Source organism: Vibrio sp. Vb1554 (genome assembly GCF_033344235.1).
Genome location: NZ_JAWPOJ010000001.1, coordinates 229,011 through 250,533, shown reverse-complemented (window position 1 = coordinate 250,533; position 21,523 = coordinate 229,011). Strand labels below are relative to the sequence as shown.

Genomic DNA, 21,523 nt, shown 5'->3' with positions numbered 1-21,523 from the left:
AACCCTTTTTGTGTAAAAAGGATTGGGGCTTTTTTACTATTTGGTTAACGTTCAAAAGTAGATGAACAGGCGTAAACCTTATCTACGCCGTTTTAAAAGTTGCCATCTGTTGATTCAGCTCGGTAACTTGCTCTTTTACTTGCAATGATGTCTCTGATGCACGTTGGCTGTTATTCGAAACCTCATCTACTGATTGAGTAATACCGGACATCAATCCAGTGATCGAGTTGGTCGCATGAGATTGCTGCTCTGCCGCTGCCGCAAGCTCTGCCATTTGTTCATTCAAAGAACCAATTTGCTCGGTCGTGACAAGCAAACGAGTTACCGCTTTTTCAATGTGCTCAGCGCCCTGCTCCGCAAGTGATTGGCTGTGTTCTATCTCCTCAACCACCGAATTGGTCGAGCGTTGAATCGCATTGATAATGCCGTTTATTTCTGTCGTCGATTGAGTAGTGCGCGTCGCTAACATGCGTACTTCGTCCGCCACAACCGCAAAGCCTCGTCCTTGGTCACCCGCACGCGCTGCTTCTATCGCGGCATTCAATGCCAGTAAGTTAGTTTGTTCTGCTAAGCCTTCAATCACTTCCGTCACTCGACCAATGGCTTCGCTCTCTTTGCTTAACTGCGTCACTTGCGTGCTCGCGGCTTCAATGCTGCCATGTAAGCTTTCCATGGTGACTTTGTTTTGCTCTAGTGCATCGCGACCTTGTTCAATCTCGCCTTTTGAATCAGAAAGCTTCTGCACCGATTGATTGGCTTGATCTAGGGTGTTACGCGCGGCTAAAGCGATTTCATCCAATTGGCTTCCCATTTCAACAATGCTGGTCTGTTGCTGTTCAACATTCGATGAAGTGACTTGCGCCGATTCCAATAAAGCCCCCATGCTGGTATCCACTTGGTGCGCTTTCTCACTCACCCCTGCCACGATGCTCGCTAACGATTGGTTCATGCGGTTAATCGAATCGGTAAGGTCAGCCAATTCATCTTTCCCAACAACGGTGAGCGGAGGCTGAGAAACGTCCCCTGAAGCGATCGTCTTGGCTCGCTCCGATAAGTTTTTCACTCGGCGACCAATGGTATTGCCCATGTATTTTGAAATCGCTACTGCGGCAAACAAAACCAATGCCGCAGCAATCAACATAGTGGTCAGTACGTTCTTGATCGACTGATTAATACCCTGTCCGCTTTGATCTGCACGACTTTGCTGAGCTAATACGATTGTTTCTAAACTTTGGTCTAGTGCATCCGCTGCTGGCAACAGTTCATTCGCCATTAACAAGTTTGATTCGTTCCACTCTGGCGATTGACGCAATGCAATTACCTGCTCTGCTAAAGGAAAGTACAGTTGCTGCATTTCCTTAAACAGTGACCACAATGATTGGTCGTTATCAGTCAGTCTGTCGAGTTTACTGTCGATTTCCGCCACGGACTGATTGTGGTACTTAATCAAGTCGTGGTATTTGTCCAAATGATCTTGCTGCCCGTACAACAGGAAATCTCGCAAAGCAGACAGTGCATTAGCGAGCGAGGTATAGCTGTCGGCGTAGACTTTAAACAGACGTTTTCTGTCCCCACCAAATGGGTTTCCTGACTCTTCATTGATTAAGCTTTGAAGCTGATCAAGTGCCACTTCTGCAATGGGTGCCGCTTCGTTAATAAAGAGGTTGTGCGCAGGCAAGTTCTCGTCACTGTGGCTGAGTTCAATCAACTTGTTTAAAGAGACTTTTACCGCGTCCCACTGGGTTTGAATCGCTTGAAAATCCTGTTCAGAGATCAAAGCCTGCAAAGTCGGAAGCGACTCGTCTGTTGACGCCATGATATTACGCACGTCCCCACTCAGACGGGCGCTCGCCTCTTCATCGCCACCTAGCAACATGTAGGCTCGAATAGAAGACAGCGACGCTTGAACGGACTGTTGGATACCGCGACTGGTGTCGACGGTCGGTAAATCGGATTTAAGTAACGAAGAGGCGTATTGCTCTACGGTGGTGACGTTGCGATACGTGAATACCGCTGATGCCATAAAAAGTACGGCTAGCAGCACAAAACTGAGCTGCAACTTCCCTGATATCGTAAGGTTCATCCATAAACTCCTGACAACGATGAGCCTTAAATATAACGATGTTTACAAAAATGTTAAATACAGGTATCAAAAGTTACTAAGAAAACCATGTAAACGACTATTTCAAGCTAAGAAATGGGACTTATTCGAAGTATGGTATGCGCTCACTACGTAAAATCAGATAATTAACGTAAGTCGTTTCTAAGCAGTCTTGCTCCCACAACGAGAGAATCCGCTTGGTGGCGAAGTAGTAATCTTTATTACGCAGTAGCACGCCCACCGTACGGCTGAGTTGCTCAAAGCGCTGTTGCTCATTAGCAGAGATGTAATTGTCTTCATTTTGAATGATGGGCGCCAATCCATCGGCAAACCAATTGTTCAGAATTTCACGCATCTCTAGTTCTGACTCCGGCACATCGATACTCGACAACTCACGATGCTGTGGTGGTGGCACTATGTACTTCGATGCTTTTGGCGAACTGACATAACGGTACATATCGCTCCTCCTTGTAACCCACTCTTTAACTAGCTAAGAATACTTTTTTCAATTTCCAAGTTTTTTCTAAAGCTCATAGAAAGAAACCCAACAAAAAAGCCATGCAAAGTAGGCTCTGCATGGCTTTGGTTCGGGCAGCAATGACACTGCCCTTGTCTAGGACTGGTTACATTGAGCTTTGATCGAAATCGTTGCCTTGGTCAGTACCCGTTTGAGTATCCGAGTCGAAGCTGCCAGAGTCATCCGTGAAGTCGACACCTTGATCTTGACCTCCCGCACTTGTCCAGTCGCTGCCGCCAGATTCCATACCCGCCATGTCTGGTTGCTGATCTTGAGCAGAACCTTGCATGGTGTATTGATCATCGACTTCAACTTCAACTGTGCCACTCGCACCTTCTACCGCGTTGCCCAATTCGTCGTAACCTTGGAATTGGATTTCGCTCGTACCTTCGTAACCTTCTGGTAAGTCAACCGATACTGGTTGGTTCAGGTTGCCACTTAATGTGAAGCTGCCATCGCCATTATCCAGTGCGTTGCTTACTGATGCACCATCAGGTAGACCGGACATTTCTGCATAATCCACCGATTCGTTACCACTGACCTCATCTGGAACCGAGATAGAAATGGTATCGCCTGGTGCTGCAGTCACATCAGCTGCGCTCTCATCTTCACTGTCTGCACCGTTTGCTGCTTGCTCTTCAGGCTGTTGCGCTTCGCCGACTTGCTGCTCTGATGATGCTTGAGCAGTTTGGATTTGTGGCTCGTCGCTTTGCGCTGAATCGTCCGCAACTTGGATGCTCAGATTCTGAGTCGATACTTCACCGTTGTCGTTGACCTGAACATCCATAGCTAAATTGCCATCGAAGTCATCATTCGGCCAGTATGTCCACTCTTCATCACCTGATTTCGCGAAGAAACCAGCATCGTTTGCATCGGCGACATCCAACACTTCTGCTGAAGGGCTAATGCCAAGCTCATCAATCAACTGTGCTTCCGTTAGTGTTAGTGAGCCATCATCAGCCAGTGCGTAGCCTTCGCTGGTTGTGGTTTCACCTTCACCTTGGATGTCGACATTAAAGAAGCTCTCAATGCGGTTTTCACCGTCAGTTGCAATGAAACCAACTTGAACATCTCCGGTGTAGCCTTCTGCTGGTGTGAATTGGTAGTTACCTTGGTTATCGGTCTCTATCACACCTTGACCTTCCATTAGACTCACTGACTCAATGCTCAAGCTGTCGCCTTCTGCATCGCTCAAGGTCGATAGCATGTCATCATTGGTGAACGACAAGGTGCCATCCGCTGCCATTTCTGTGGTAGAAATACTGTCGATTTCTGGAGAAGCATTCTCTTGTGGCGCATCTTCTTTCACGACCACACCCGTTTGCTCATCATGAAGCACACCGTCTTTATCAATCACATAAGCGATATCCGCTTCACCAGTAAAGCCTGGTGCTGGATTGAATGTCCATGTGCCATCACCGTTATCGACAATCTCACCTTGGCTGCGATCAGCTAGGTGAACGAATTTCACTTCATCACCCGCGTCAGCGTCCACATTCTCTGCCAATCCGATTAGGTCATCTGCGGTTAGGATAACTGGCTCACCCGCTAGGGTTTCGAAGTCACCTGAATCGATGCCATCTTCAAACTCTTCTGGCTCGTCACCGTAATCCACCGTTGTTGCGGTCACGGTTACGAAGAACTCGCCATTAAAGTCAGCCGGAGGCGTCATTTGCAGGTCTGAGATATCCCACTCGTTCAAGTCGATGTATTGACCCGGTTCCGTGATGGTAATGGTGTTCACACCATCCGTAACTTCGAAGCCAACAGGGAAACCAGTCATCACTAGGTTACTTAGCGTTTCTGAATCGTCGATTAGACCGACATTCAAGCCTAGGTGACCCGTTTCGTCCTCACCGAAGACTAACGGACCATCATGGTCGGTTGTGATGACCGCGCCATCCGCAACAGGGCGAACAAACACTGGTACATCAAGTACTGTTTCAAACTCACCGTCACTTACCACAACTTGCAAGTCAGAAACCCCTGCAAAATCGCCAGTCGGTGTGAACGTCCAAGTACCGTCACCGTTGTCTGTTACCTCACCACCATCTTCACCTTCTGCGGTGATAATGCGTGATACGACTAGGTTTTCAGTATCGATATCGCCGAACAAGTTCATCAGGTCGCCAGCGTCGAAGGTGAATGCGCCATCTTCGTCGGTTGCCATAAAGGCATTACCCACATTGAATGGAGCATCGTTGACAGGGATAACATCCACATTCAACGAGCCTTCAACCACTTCTTCACCATCCGTCGCGGTGTAGCCCAGTTCCACCAAACCATTGAAGTCTTGAGTGGTTACCAAGTGGTACATACCATCTGGCTGCTGAGTTAATGTCGCGTTTGCAGGAGCACGAACCGTGATGCTTTCTACGCTGATTTCGTCACCATCAAGATCCGTAACTTGATCAGCGATGTAAGCTGGGTCAATCACCATGACCACATCTTCTTCGCCTTGCATCTGGATGGTTGGCGCTTCTGGTGCATCGTTAACCGCTTCGATGTTTAGATTGCCTTCAACCGGCGTAACTAAATCACCATCGCTAACACCGAACGACATTGGCACATCACCATTGAAGTTCTCAGCTGGAGTGAATGACCAAGTGCCATCACCGTTGTCTAGCAAGTCACCGTATTGCTCATCAATAACTAGGTCGACAGCAGACAGTTCGTCGTAGGTGTTGTCGATGTCTGTCGCGTTAGCAAGCAACATGTCCTGCGTGATAAGAATGGTGGTATCTTCGGTGCCAGCAATATTCACTGGCGTTGATTGCGGCGCATCGTTAATTGGGTTCACCGTTAGGTCAACGCCCACTTCCACGCTCGCACCATCGTTATCAATCAAGTCGAAGCTTAGGTCGATATCGCCATTGAAGTTCGCATCAGGCGTAATCGTGAAGCTACCATCTTGGTTCTCAACAACGGTCGCATTGGCTACCGCGGTTAAGTTCACCGCTTCTAGATTATCGCTGTCGACGTCACCCGCTTGAGCCAGTAACTGCTCTTGACTCAATGTGATTGAACCGTCTTCATCGACGCTGTAAGCCAAATCGCCAGATACCGGAGCATCGTTGACTGGCAATACATCAATGTTCGCGTTGGTTGTCGCAGTTGCACCGTCTTCATCAGCGACGACTACGTCTAGGCTTACGCCACCGTTGAAGTTTTCATTTGGTGCGAAGCTGTAAGTGCCATCGTCATTCGCCGTTAGAATGCCGTCGTTACCACTGTAAGAGACGCTTTCTAGGCTCACGTCGCCTTCCACATCGCTTGATTGCGCTAGCAGTTGCTCTTCCGTGAAGATAATGACTTCGTCTTCATTGACAGAGTAACTTGTCGCACCTGCGATTGGTGGATCGTTCACCTCAAGAACGGTAATACCCGCAGTGGTTGAGTCTGTCGCACCCTCTTCATCGACAACTACAACGTCTAGGCTGACCTCGCCATTGAAGTTCTCGTTTGGAGAGAAGGTGTACGTACCATCACCATTGTCTTGGAACACGCCATCTGCGCCGCTGTAGCTGACACTATCAATCGCGACTTCGCCTTCGACGTCAGATGAGTTAGCCAATAACTGCTCGTTACTGATGGTGATCGAATTGTCTTCATGCACCGTGTAAGACGTGCTGCCTGCAACCGGTGGATCGTTCTCTGGCGTCACGCTTACGTCGATATTTGCGGTCACGGTATCCGTGCCATCAGAAACATCGAAGGTAAAGTTCACATCACCATTGAAGTTCTCGTTTGGAGCAAAGCTGTAGGTACCATCACCGTTATCGGTTAGGACACCATCGGCACCAGTGTAATTGACACCTTCTACCGATAGGTCATCACCATCAATATCCGTTGCGCCATCAAGCAGATCTTGGTCAGTGAAGGTCAACACACCATCTTCACCAATAGTGAACGCTTGATCTTCTGGCTGCGGCAAGTCATTAACTGGGTTAACCGTTAGGTCCGCCGTTGCAACGATAGTATCGCTGCCATCGTTGATATCGAACGTGATATCAATGTCGCCATTAAAGTTCGCGTCAGGCGTAATGGTAAAGCTACCATCGTCATTAGCCGTAACCGTCGCATCACCGTCAACCACTAGGTTAGAAGCGGTTAGTGCATCACCTTCTACATCCGTTGCTTGTGCCAACAATTGTTCTTGGCTTAGCGTGATTGAGTTGTCTTCGTCGACACTGTAAGCCAAGTCACCCGATACTGGAGCATCATTGATTGGCAGAACATCAATGTTTGCCGTCGTCGAAGCGGTCGCACCATCTTCGTCCACGACTACAACATCAAGGTTCACTTCACCATTGAAGTTTTGGTTTGGTGCAAAGCTGAACGTACCATCACCATTGTCGGTAAAGATACCTTCGCTGCCACTGTAGCTCACGCTATCTAGTGCTACCTCACCTTCAATATCGGAAGAGTTTGCCAACAACTGTTCTGCACTGATGGTGATGACTTCATCTTCATCAATGGTGTAACTGGTTGTGCCTGCGATTGGCGGATCGTTCACCTCAAGTACCGTGATACCTGCGGTAGTTGAATCCGTCGCGCCATCTTCGTCGATTACAACAACATCTAGGCTCACTTCGCCATTGAAGTTCTCGTTTGGCGAGAAGGTGTACGTGCCATCACCGTTGATTTCCAGCACACCATCGTTACCGCTATAGCTCACGCTATCAATCGATACATCACCTTCAATATCCGATGAGTTCGCTAGTAACTGTTCATTACTGATGGTGATCGAGTTGTCTTCATGCACAGTGTAAGACGTGCTGCCTGCCACCGGTGGATCGTTCTCTGGCGTCACGCTTACATCGATATTCGCGGTCACGGTGTCCGTGCCATCAGAAACATCAAAGGTGAAGTTCACGTCGCCATTGAAGTTTTCGTTTGGCGCGAAGCTGTACGTGCCATCACCGTTATCGGTTAGGACACCATCTGCGCCTGTGTAAGTCACGCCTTCAACGGTTAGGTTGTCACCTTCTACATCCGTCGCGCCTGTTAATAGGTCTGCATCTGTGAAGGTAAGAACACCATCCTCACCCACGGTGAACGCTTGATCTTGTGGCTCTGGAGCATCATTGACTGGTGTTACTGTTAAGTCGAGGCCAGCAGCAACCACTTCTTCCCCGTCAGTCACATCGTAGGTGAACTCGATGTCACCGTAGAAGTTCTCGCTCGGAGTAATGGTGAAGCTGCCATCCTCGTTCATTTCAACCGTTGCATTTTCATCATTGGTGCTCAGGTTGATTGCACTTAAGTCATCGCCATCGATATCAACAGCGTGCTCCAGTAACTGCTCTTGAGTTAACGTAATGCTATTGTCTTCGGCAGTGACTGCGCTGATATCACCCGTCACTTCTGGTGCATCATTGGTTGGCGAGATATGAATCGTCACATCTTGCGTTGCTGTTGCCGTGGTTCCGGTATCCACATCTGTAGAGGTTGCATTCACGGTTAGCGTCACATCGCCATTGAAGTCCGCAGAAGGAATAAACTCTAGCCCTTCTAGCTCGCCCGGTTGTAGTGACCAAGTGCCGTCACCATTATCGACACCCGCTGATAGCGCGCTGCCTTCTGGCACATCTTCAATCAAGATAGAGAGGTTTTCTGAACCATCGGTATCGGTTAACGCTGCATCGATATCAAGCGGCACTGGTGTATCTTCGGTACCAATGATTTGGTAATCCGCGTCCGCTACCGTGATTTCAATGTTGTCGATGCCGAATGACTCGTCAGGAATACTTTGGTTTAGCGTAGAACCAAAGCCTAACTGAAGCTGACCGTCTTCCACCGGAACGGTTAAGTTCACTTGGTGAGCTTGGTCGTTCCAACCACTGAAGCCTTCACGTTGAGAGGCTCCGTGGATCACTTCACCCACTTCATTACCATCTGAGTCGTAAAGCGTTGTCGTGCCATCTTGAGTACGGAACGCGGAGTTTTCCAAGGTGGTTAGCTGTTCACCGCCCACAAAGATTTGGAACGACTCGCCATCCCAAGAATCGATTTCGTAGAAGCTAAACGAGATATTCACTTCATTAACATCGCTTGGGATCTCGTAGGTTTTGCTGACCGCTTCATCACCGCCAGTGCCACCAATACGACCCAACATGTCGCCCGTTTCGAAGCCTTGTGAGCTCTCAGTGTTCGCGTTCCAACCGTTCGAGCCAGACTCGAAGTTATCAGACGCAATCACCAAGTCCGAAGCAATCGAAAGCTCTGGCATATCAACCACAGATTGAACATCAATGTTCGCTTCTGCTGGCACGGTAGCGGTTCCATCGTTGACATCAAACGTTACGTTCACGTTGCCATCGAAGTTTTCATTCGGAGCGAAGGTGTACGTGCCGTCACCGTTGTCGACTAACGTACCACTGTCAGAAGCAACGTTCTCAACCGTTAGGTTATCACTATCGATATCACCTGCATTTTGCAGCAGTTGCTCTTCGGTGAAGGTGAAACTGGTGTCTTCTTGCGTAACAAACTGTGGTTGACCAACCGTTGGTAGGTCGTTCACTGGGTTCACAGTCAGATCGGCAGTGGCTTGAATGGTCGCATCGCCGTCCGTAATGTCGAAGCTCAGATCAATGTCGCCATTGAAGTCCGCATCTGGTGTGATAGTGAAGCTGCCATCGTCATTCGCAACAACGGTCGCATTGCCGTCAACAGTGAGGTTCGCCGCGGTTAGGTCATCACCATCCACGTCGCCTGCTTGTGCAAGAAGTTGCTCTTGGCTGAGAGTGATAGAACCATCTTCATCCACGCTGTAAGCCAAATCACCTGATACCGGAGCATCATTGACTGGCAATACATCAATGTTCGCGTTGGTTGTCGCAGTTGCGCCATCTTCATCGGTCACGACAACATCTAGGCTGACATCACCGTTGAAGTTTTCGTTTGGTGCGAAGCTGAATGTGCCATCGCCGTTGTCAGTAAAGATACCGTCGGAGCCGCTGTAGCTGACGCTATCAATCGCCACCTCACCTTCAACATCAGAAGCATTCGCCAATAGCTGCTCAGAGCTAATGGTGATGACTTCATCTTCGTTAACTGAGTAGCTGGTCGCGCCTGCGATTGGTGGGTCGTTCACCTCAAGAACAGTAATGCCAGCGGTGGTTGAGTCCGTCGCACCGTCTTCATCTACCACGACAACATCTAGGCTCACTTCACCATTGAAGTTCTCGTTTGGCGAGAAGGTGTAAGTACCGTCACCATTGTCTTGGAACACGCCATCTGCGCCACTGTAGCTGACGGTGTCGATTGCTACTTCACCTTCTACGTCAGATGAGTTAGCCAATAACTGCTCGTTACTGATGGTGATCGAATTGTCTTCATGCACCGTGTAAGACGTGCTGCCTGCCACTGGTGGATCGTTCTCTGGCGTCACGCTTACATCGATATTTGCGGTCACGGTATCCGTGCCATCGGAAACATCGAAGGTAAAGTTCACGTCGCCATTGAAGTTTTCGTTTGGCGCGAAGCTGTAAGTGCCATCACCATTGTCGGTTAGAACACCATCAGCGCCTGTGTAGCTCACGCCTTCAACCGATAGGTCATCGCCATCGATATCTGTTGCGCCATCAAGCAGATCCTCATCAGTGAACAACAAGACGCCATCTTCACCAATGGTGAACGCTTGATCTTCTGGCTGTGGTAGGTCGTTAACTGGATTAACCGTCAGGTCAGCTGTTGCAACAATAGCGTCGGTGCCGTCGTTGATGTCGAACGTGATATCAATGTCGCCATTGAAGTTCGCATCAGGCGTGATGGTGAAGCTGCCATCATCGTTTGCCGTGACCGTTGCATCACCGTCAACCACTAGGTTAGTCGCGGTTAGCGCGTCACCTTCTACATCCGATGCTTGAGCAAGAAGCTGTTCTTGGCTTAGCGTAATTGAATTGTCTTCATCGACACTGTAAGCCAAGTTGCCCGATACTGGCGCATCGTTGATTGGCAATACATCGATGTTTGCGTTAGTTGCCGCAGTTGCACCGTCTTCATCAACAACCACAACATCTAGGCTGACATCGCCATCGAAGTTGGCGTTTGGTGCGAAGCTGAATGTACCGTCACCGTTATCGGTAAAGATACCGTCGGAGCCGCTGTAGCTGACGCTATCAATCGCAACTTCACCTTCAACATCAGAAGCGTTCGCCAATAGCTGTTCAGAGCTAATGGTGATGACTTCGTCTTCGTTCACTGAGTAGCTGGTCGCACCTGCGATTGGTGGATCGTTCACCTCAAGTACTGTAATACCTGCGGTAGTTGAATCCGTCGCACCGTCTTCATCGACCACGACAACATCTAGGCTCACTTCACCATTGAAGTTCTCGTTTGGCGAGAAGGTGTACGTACCGTCACCATTGTCTTGGAACACACCATCTGTGCCGCTGTAGCTGACGCTATCAATCGCCACTTCGCCTTCTATATCAGATGAGTTAGCCAACAGCTGTTCGTTACTAATGGTGATCGAATTGTCTTCATGCACCGTGTAAGATGTGCTACCTGCCACTGGTGGATCGTTCTCTGGCGTCACGCTTACGTCAATGTTTGCGGTCACGGTATCCGTGCCGTCAGAAACATCGAAGGTAAAGTTCACGTCGCCATTGAAGTTCTCATTCGGTGCGAAGCTATAGGTACCATCTCCATTGTCAGTTAGGACACCGTCCGCGCCTGTGTAAGTGACACCTTCTACCGATAGATCATCGCCATCGATGTCCGTTGCACCATCCAACAGGTCTTGATCAGTGAAGGTCAACACACCATCTTCACCAATGGTGAACGCTTGATCTTCCGGCTGCGGCAAGTCATTAACTGGGTTAACGGTTAGGTCCGCCGTTGCAACAATAGTGTCGCTGCCGTCGTTGATATCGAACGTGATATCAATGTCACCATTGAAGTTCGCATCAGGCGTAATGGTAAAGCTGCCATCATCATTTGCCGTAACCGTTGCATCACCGTCAACCACTAGATTAGACGCAGTCAGCGCATCACCTTCTACATCCGATGCTTGAGCAAGAAGCTGCTCTTGGCTAAGCGTAATTGAATTGTCTTCATCAACGCTGTACGCCAAGTTACCAGATACAGGTGCATCATTGATTGGTAAGACATCGACTGTGATGTAAGTATCAACCTCTGCGCCATCTTCATCGCGAATGGTCACATCCAACTGTACTTGACCGTTGAAGTTTTCATTCGGTGCAAAGCTACAAGTACCATCACCGTTTACTGAGAAGATGCCATCTGGACCGTCGTAGCTGATGCCTACTAGCTCAACATCCCCTTCAACATCCGAAGCATTCAGTAGCACTTGCGATTCACTGAAGGTTAGAACTTGGTCTTCATCGATAGTGTATGCGGTAGGACCTGCGATTGGTGGGTCATTTACCTCAATCACAGTAATGCCTGCAGTGGTCGAGTCCGTTGCACCATCTTCATCGACAACGACAACATCTAGGCTCACCTCGCCGCTGAAATTTTCGTTTGGTGAGAAGGTGTACGTACCATCACCGTTGATTTCTAACACACCATCGTTACCGCTGTAGCTCACGCTATCAATCGCCACTTCGCCTTCTATATCAGACGAGTTAGCCAACAGCTGTTCGTTACTAATGGTAATCGAATTGTCTTCATGAACGGTGTAAGCCGTGCTGCCTGCAACCGGTGGATCGTTCTCCGGCGTCACGCTTACGTCGATATTCGCCGTCACGGTATCCGTGCCATCGGAAACATCGAAAGTGAAGTTCACGTCGCCATTAAAGTTCTCGTTTGGTGCGAAGCTATATGTGCCATCACCATTGTCAGTAAGAACACCGTCTGCACCTGTGTAAGTGACGCCCTCAACAGATAAGTCATCCCCTTCAATATCGGTAGCGCCTGTTAGCAGATCCGCATCAGTAAAGGTCAGCACACCATCTTCACCAACAGTGAACGCTTGATCTTGTGGTTCAGGCGCATCGTTAACTGGTGACACCAATAACTCAAGGTTGGTTGAGACAACATCATCGCCGTCAGACACATCGAACGTAAAGGTGATGTCACCATTAAAGTCCGCATCTGGCGTTAAGGTGTAAGTACCGTCACCATTGTCTGTGATGGTGATGTTTTCATCATCCGTTGCCAAGTTCAGTGCTATCAGTTGGTCTCCATCCAAGTCACGCGCATTAGCGAGCAAATCTTCTTGCGTGATTAGGATTGAACCATCTTCTTCAACCACAGCAGAAACAGGCAATGCTTCAGGCGTATGTTCAATGTGAGCACCCGTTGCATTGACGTAGATGGTTTGAGAAACGGTTTCAGAATCATTATTTGATAGCTCTGTCGCCGTTGCCGTTACATTGATTTCTAGCTGTTGGTTAAAGTCTTCTGGCAATTGAATCTGTAGCTCTTGTTCAATTGCTGTGGTTGGAAGCGTTACAGAACCATCTGGACCGACTGTTACTTCACCGCTGTAGATCTGGCTGTTCACTTCACCTACATCAATGGTGAAGTTGAAGTCACTATAATCGGCATCGCCGCCACCGTAGAGATCTTCAAAGCCGTAAACCAGTTCACCGTCTTCGTTCACAGTAGTTCGAGTATGTTCAATGCCATCTTGGTTGAGCTCTGAGCTTGTGCCGCCATGGAAGACTGCATCACCAAATTGGCTTTGAATCACGGTTTCAGAACCATCAGCACCCACAAACACGAGTTGTGGGTCGACCGTATCCATGTTCGCAGGAGAGCCATCTGCCGCACGGAACTCATACTGACCATCTTGCATGGACGCAAAGTCATTGAAGTTATGACCGTTAGGAATCAAGAATAGGTTGAAGCTTTCCCCTTCCGAGATTTGGAAGCTGAACTGATCTTGTCCCGGAATGAGGTCACCGCCTCCGCCAACTTGAGAGGCGTTTTCGTACACCACTTCAACGCCCGTGATATTGCCGTCTTCATCAACTTTGTAATAGCCAGCTGCGTTTTGGTAACCCGCGGTTTCACCTTCAAAGGTAACCGTGATTTCAGTATCGTTAAAACTGGTGATACCGTTGTCTTGATCGTTAAGTACCCCTTCGTTGTCGTAGCTGATCACCGAACCTTCTGGAACGCCATCAACGGTCACAGTCAGCGTTTCTGACAAGTCTTGGTCAACCAATGCTGCGGCGATGTTCACTTCAACAATACCGCCTGGCTCAACCAAGATCGCTTGGTCATCCACGTTTCGACCGTCGCCATCAGTGATGACTAGGTCTGGCGCATCTGCCACAGCTTCGATATGGACATTAATGTCTTGCTCAACTTCATCCGTACCGTCAGAAACCGTAAAGCTGAACTGCAAGTCACCACTGAAGTGCTCTTCTGGTACGAAGCTAAATGTGCCGTCACCGTTGTCCGTTACAGTACCTTCATCACCCGAGTAGTTAATGCTGGTAACGGTGAGGTCATCACCATCAATATCAATCGCGCCACTTAGCAGATCTTCTTGCGTGAACAGGATGCTGCCATCCTCTTCAATTTGGTACATGCCAGGCGCAACAATTGGAATGTCATTGACTGGATTCACCGTCAATGTCATTTCATTAGCAACACTTAGTTCACCGTCACTCACTTCATAAGTGAATGCAATGTCACCATTGAAGTTTTCCGACGGTGTCACCGTGAAGGTGCCGTCGCCGTTATCCACGATAGAGGCATTCGGATCATTGGTTTCTAGTGCCGTTGCGTATAGGTCATCACCATCTTGATCGCTGGCATTTTCAAGTAGCATCTCTTGTGTCACGAGGATAGAACCATCCTCGTCCACGTCTGCCACGATTGGCGCTGCTTCTGGTGCGTCGTTGACGAACTCAACTTTCAAGTCGATGTTTGCCGCCACCACATCGGTGCCATCGCTCACATCAAACGTGAGGTCAACATTACCGAAGAAGCCCTGCTCTGGCGTTAACGTGTAAGTGCCATCGCCATTGTCTGTTACTTGAACCGTGTCGCTTAAGCTCGTCACGTTCACAACAGATAAGTCATCGCCTTCGATGTCCGTCGCTTGAGCCAGCAGCTCTGCTTCAGTAATCGTGATAGCTTCGCCATCTTCTGTAGTGAAGGACAAATCAGGCACATCTGGCAGGTCGTTCACAGGGTTAACGGTGAGGTTTAGATCTGCAGCGACGGTTTCAATCGCGTCAGTTACATCATAAGTAAATTCGATTTCACCAAAGAAGTTTTCACTCGGTGTAATCGTGAAGCTACCATCAGCGTTCACAACGATGGTTGCATTAGGATCGTTGGTCGACAGGTTCACCGCTTCAAGGTTGTCACCATCCACGTCCGTCGCGTTCGCTAACAAGTCTTCTTGAGTGATGGTAATTGAGCCATCTTCATCGACGACCGCATCAACAGGGCCGCTGACCTCTGGACCTTCGTTGACGATCTCAACATCGATCTTCGCAGTGCTTGGTGCGCTTGCTTGACCATCGCTGATGTCGAAGGTCAGGTTCACTTCGCCGTAGAAGTTCGAAGTTGGCTCGAAGGTAAAGGTGTTGTCGCCGTTGTCTGTCAACGTACCTTGTGACTGGTCAACAAGCAGCAGGTTCTCGATATGCAGAATGTCGCCATCCACATCGGTCGCACCTGATAACAGGTCTTTTGCTTCGATGATGATCGTGCCGTTTTCTAGCATTTGAGTATGCAGCGGCGCACCAGGAACTGGCACATCGTTGACTGGAATAACGGTCAGATCTAGATGGGTATCGACTTCATCGGTGCCATCGAAGACTTTGTAATCGATGTCGACTTCACCATTGAAGTTTTCATTCGGCATAAAGGTGTAAGTGCCGTCGCCATTGTCGACAAGCTCACCGTTATCACCGCTGTAAGAGATATCAGAGATAGACAGCGCATCGCCTTCCACGTCACTTGCATTGGCAAGCAGATCGTCCGCGCTAAACGTAATGCCCACATCCTCATCAGTCGACAACACAATCGGACCAGAAACGATTGGCGCATCGTTTACTGCTTCGAAGTTGATGTTGATGATGTTGTCGTCAGTGAGTTCACCATCCGTGACTTGGTAACCTAGCTCAATCTCACCGTAGAAGTTCTCATCTGGTGTGACTGTCCATGTACCATCGCCGTTGTCGGTTAACGTAGCGTGCTCCGCGTTATCCCCCACCAGCTCTAGGTTTTGAATATCAAGGACATCACTATCGATATCACTCGCTTGTGCTAAAAGCTGCTCTTCTGTGATAACCACAGAGGCAAACTGCGTAGAACCTTCGGTATCGATGGTCACATTTGGCAAGTCAGCGGTCAGTTCGATTTCACTGTCACCTTCTCGGATATTCAGTTCTACCGTCTCCGTGATTTCCGTACCGTCCACGCCAATAGATGTGAACACCGCTTCATCATGACAAGTTTGCGAAACCGTCATGTTTTGAACCACGTAAGTACCGTTACCTTGAATCGTACCTAGTTCGAAGTAAGATACAGGCTCGTTCACCGTTAGGGTGTAATCCGTCTCATAGCTACCACGATCTTCTTTGTGATAAGTCATCGAGTCGATCAAGTCACCATCAGAGTTGAATGCGCGAATTTCGACTTCCGTAAAGTGGCGAGACTCTTCCATAAACCAGCCGCCTAGGCCATCTAGGTGGAAACTGATTTCGTTGATGTCTTGACCTTCAACAGTCACAGTCAGTTTTTCATCACCGCTCAAGCCTTGGCGGTCAGTATCGCCAATACCGTGACCGATGTGTGTTTTACCATTCCACGCACCGAGTGGGTCATCATTACTTTGAACAGTAACTTTCAAATCGCCATCAACAAACTCACGTGTGTAAGGGTCAACAGCTGTCCCCCAATCATCAAGGCTCGCATTGTCATCAAAGGTACCAATTTGACTCGTGTGCGTACCGTTTGCCAATGCATCATCATTGGGAATGAAGCGCACTTCCGTATCTGCAGGAACCTCCTGCCCGACTTCTAGCTGTACCCATTCGTCATTTAGATTCGCTTCGATGATGCCGTTTTCAGGGGCTTGGTCGAGACGTAACGCAGGCTCTTCACGCAGAGAAACACCCACTGTTTGGTCTTCTTCTGCTTGAATAAAGACCTCGTCGCCCGCTTCTGGCGCATCGTTGACAGGATTAACGGTCAGATCCAACGTGGTCAGAACATCATTTTCGCCATCGCTGATGTTGTAAGTGAAGTCCAACTCACCATTGAAGTTTTCCGTATGCGTAATCGTGAATGAACCATCATCGTTGGCTACGATCGTCGCATCCGGGTCATTGGTTTGTAGATTGCTGGCAACAAGGTCATCACCTTCAATGTCAGTCGCATTCGCAAGCAACTGTTCTTGCGTGATGGTGATGGCGTTATCTTCATCCACCTCAGCTTGAATACCTGACGTTTCTGGTGCGTCGTTCACCGCGATAACATCGATGCCTGCGGTTGTTGTATCCGTTGCACCATCTTGGTCGATAACCGTAACGTCGAGAGAAATGTTACCGTCAAAGTTCTCATTTGGCGTGAAGGTATATGTGCCGTCGCCATTGTCCACGAAGCTACCGTCGTTACCAGAGTAGCTAACATTCGCCAAGGCTACATCGCCTTCCACATCAGAAGAGTTAGCTAACAACTGCTCGTCACTAATGGTGATTTGACCGTCTTCTTGAACCGTGTAAGACGTAGAACCGGCAACCGGTGGATCGTTCACTGGTGTCACGCTGACATCAATGAATGCTGGTGTTGAACCTGTGCCGTCAGACACATCGAATGTGAACTGAACATCACCGTTGAAGTTCTCATTCGGCGCGAAACTATAAGTGCCATCACCATTGTCGGTAAGTACACCATCCGCACCTGTGTAGAGAACGTTTTCGATAGACAGATCATCGCCATCAATATCCGATGCACCTTCCAATAGGTCTGCATCCGTGAACAGCAAGGTGCCATCTTCTTCTACCGTGAACTGTTGATCTTGCGCTTGTGGCAAGTCATTCACAGGATTAACCGTAATATCCAGACCAACTTGTACCGAGCCGCCATCGTTATCAATGATATCGAAGGTCAGATCTAGGTCACCGTTGTAGTTTTCATCTGGTGTGATGGTGTAGCTGCCATCATCGTTGTATTGAATTGTCGCGTTGTCATCTGTCGATAGATTGATGGCTTCAAGGTTCTCGCTATCAATATCGCCCGCTTTGGCAAGCAGTTGCTCTTGGCTTAGCGTAATTGAGCTGTCTTCGTTGATGGTGTAAGCCAAATCACCCGATACTGGTGGATCGTTGATTGGCAATACGTCGACATTGATGTGCGTATCAACGGTTGCCCCATTCTCATCTTGAATGGTCACATCCAACTGAACTTGACCATTGAAGTTCTCGTTTGGCGCAAAACTACAAGTACCATCGCCATTGACGGTAAAGATACCATCCGAGCCTTCATAGCTGATGCCAACAAGCTCTACATCACCCTCGATATCAGATGCGTTGGCAAGAATTTGTGACTCACTGAATGTCAGTACTGAATCTTCATCAATCGTGTAAGACGTTGGACCGGCAACTGGAGGGTCATTCACTTCAATGACGGTAATGCCTGCGGTCGTTTCGTCAATCGCTCCTTGCTCATCCGCCACAATCACATCAAGGCTGATGTCACCACTGAAGTTCTCATTCGGCATGAAGGTGTAAGTGCCGTCACCGTTGTCTTGGAATACGCCATCGGTGCCTGAATAGGTCACGCTATCGATGGACACTGCACCTTCCACATCTGAAGAGTTAGCCAGAAGCTGCTCGTCGGAAATGGTAATCGCGTTGTCTTCATCAACCGTGTAAGACGTTGAACCCGCAACCGGAGGATCGTTCACTGGAGTGACGCTCACGTCCACGTTGGCTGGTACGGTCTCAGTACCGTCAGAAACACCAAAGCTAAAGCTGACATCGCCGTTGAAGTTTTCATTTGGTGCAAAGGTGTAAGTACCATCACCGTGGTCAGTCAGCACACCATCGCTGCCTGTGTAGCTAATGCCATCAACCGTTAAGTTATCGCCATCGATGTCGGTCGCGCCAGCAAGCAAGTCTGCATCGGTAAACTGAAGCGTGCCATCTTCTTCAACACTGAACTGCTGGTCTTGAGGAACAGGAAGATCGTTAACTGGATTAACCGTTAGATCCGCCGTTGCTTGGATAGTGTCTGTGCCATCTGTAATGTTGAATTGGATATCAATGTCACCATTAAAGTCCGCATCTGGTGTAATCGTGAAGCTGCCATCATCGTTCGCTGTGACGGTTGCGTTTCCATCTACAGTCAAATCGCTAGCAGTCAGGTCATCGCCCTCAATATCAGACGCTTGAGAAAGAAGCTGCTCTTGGCTGAGCGTAATTGCACCGTCTTCATCAACGCTGTAAGCCAAATCACCCGATACTGGCGCATCATTGATTGGCAATACATTCACATTGATGACGGTATCAACTTCTGCTCCATCTTCATCTCGAATGGTCACATCAAGTTGAACTTGCCCGTTAAAGTTCTCGTTTGGCGCGAAGCTGCACGTGCCATCATCGTTAACGGTGAAAATGCCATCCGGACCATCGTAGCTAATGCCAACAAGCTCTACATCGCCTTCCACATCAGAGGCATTCAACAGCACTTGCGACTCACTAAAGGTCAGAACAGAATCTTCATCAATGGTGTAAGAAGTTGGTCCTGCGACTGGTGGATCGTTCACTTCCAGCACCGTAATGCCAGCAGTGGTGACATCCGTTGCGCCTTCTTCATCAGCGACGACAACATCAAGCGTCACTTCACCATTAAAGTTTTCATTTGGAGAGAAGGTGTACGTACCGTCGCCATTGATTTGCAACACACCATCGCTGCCAGAGTAGCTCACGCTATCAATCGAGACATCCCCTTCTAGATCCGAAGAATTTGCCAACAGTTGCGCGTCAGAAATGGTAATAGAGTTGTCTTCGTGAACCGTGTAAGACGTTGAACCAGCCACCGGAGGATCATTCACCGGCGTGACGCTCACATCTACATTCGCTGAAACCGTATCTGTGCCATCAGATACGTCGAAGCTGAAGTTCACATCGCCATTGAAGTTCTCATTTGGCGCAAAGCTATATGTGCCATCTCCATTGTCAGTTAGAACGCCGTCGGTGCCTTCATAGCTGATTCCCGTTACAGAAAGGTCATCGCCTTCAATGTCGGTAGCACCTGCAAGCAGATCTGCATCAGTAAATTGAAGAGTGCCGTCCTCTTCCACACTGAATTGTTGGTCTTGAGGAACAGGCAGATCGTTGATTGGATTAACGGTTAGGTCAGCGGTTGCTTGAACGGTATTCGTGCCATCTGAGATATCGAAGCTGATGTCGATATCACCATTGAAATCTGCGTCCGGCGTGATGGTGAAGCTACCATCGTCATTTTGAGTCACCGTCGCATTGCCATCTACCGAAAGGTTAGAAGCCGTCAGTGCATCGCCTTCCACATCGGAAGCTTGCGACAACAACTGTTCTTGACTCAAACGAATCGAGCCATCTTCGTCCACCGAGTAAGCAAGATTGCCAGACACTGGCGCATCATCGACTGGCGTAACACTGACATCAATGTTGGCAGAAACCGTATCCGTACCGTCGGACACATCAAAGCTGAAGTTTACGTCACCATTGAAGTTTTCATTTGGCGCAAAAGTGTAAGTCCCATTACCGTTGTCGGTCAGGATGCCGTCACCACCGTCGTAGCTTACGCCCTCAACTGTTAGGTTATCGCCTTCAATATCCGTTGCGCCAGTAAGCAGGTCAGCATCGGTGAAGATCAGCGTACCATCCTCTTCAATCTCAAAGGTTTTATCTTCAGGCACTGGTGCGTCATTGATTGGACGAACAGTTAAATCAATCGAGCTAGAAATGGTTTCTTGACCATCACTGATATCAAACGTTAAGCCGAGTTCACCATTAAAATCAGTATCAGGTGTGACGGTATAAGTGCCATCACCATTATCCACAACGGATGCATTAGCACCCACTTGCACGTTGAATGCGGCAAGATCATCGCCATCAACATCACTCGCGTACCCGAGAAGTTGTTCTTGCGTGAAGGTAATGGTGCCATCTTCATCCATGATGTATGCCAGATCTTGCCCTACTTCTGGCGCGTCATTTTCACCTTCGACTTTAATTTGGAACGTTTCGCTCGTAGTTTCGGAGTCGAAATCGTCTTCTACTTGCGTCGTGGTTTCTTCGCTGGTGTCTTGTACATCCACCGCGAAGCTCTCTTCAGTGGTTTCTGAATCTAGCTCGTCACCACCTTGAGAACCTTCAGAGTCTGAAGAAGCACTTGGCGCAGATGAAGTTTGTACCGCTTGTCCTTGCGCTTCATTGCCTTCTGCGTCCGAACCACCTTCAGAGCCAGAGGCATCACCACCACCGACCGCTTGGGCACCCGCCCCAGAATCCGAACCACCGCTGCCCAGAGCCTCGTCACCTGATTCTCCGCTAGAAGCTACACTATCAACAACATTGGATTGTGCAGCGTCAGAGTCGCTGCTACTTTCAGTATCCTCTTCTTGAACTGCGCCACCCGAGCTCACTGCTTCTTCTTCCGTACCCGCGCCACTAGGATTTTCTTCCATCGCACGATTGGCTTCATCAACAGCATCTGCGCTTTCAGCACCGGTCGCTACAGTCGAAGAGACGGTCGACTGCTGTTTTTCTTCTTTTGTCCCCGTATCCTTCGTTTCTGTTTGCTCTACCGCATCGTTAAGCTTTTCATTGTCTTTTTCTTGATTAGTGTCGCCTGCCATTACAGCCTCCGTTGCTTTTAGCTAACTGATCGTATTTAGAGGCAGTAAAGGACACCATTTTTAGAAACCAACTTTTTTATACAACTTTTTTCATACCTTTCGAGTTCCATAAAAACAAAAA

General features: G+C 48.7%; 3 protein-coding genes. All 3 read right to left on the bottom strand.

All coding sequences use genetic code 11. From position 1 onward, the window contains the following. Positions 1 to 82 precede the first annotated feature (82 nt). On the bottom strand, positions 83 to 2,083 hold the full coding sequence (locus R8N28_RS01060; RefSeq protein ID WP_065275394.1) for a methyl-accepting chemotaxis protein: 2,001 nt from the start codon (positions 2,081 to 2,083) through the stop codon (positions 83 to 85). Between the two features lie 121 nt (positions 2,084 to 2,204). Further along, positions 2,205 to 2,558 (bottom strand): hypothetical protein, encoded by a 354-nt coding sequence (locus tag R8N28_RS01055; RefSeq protein ID WP_005375589.1) that lies wholly within the window; start codon positions 2,556 to 2,558, stop codon positions 2,205 to 2,207. 166 nt (positions 2,559 to 2,724) lie between these two features. Continuing rightward, entirely contained in the window at positions 2,725 to 21,402 is an 18,678-nt protein-coding gene (locus R8N28_RS01050; RefSeq protein WP_065275395.1) for a tandem-95 repeat protein, read from the bottom strand. Between the last annotated feature and the right edge of the window lie 121 nt (positions 21,403 to 21,523).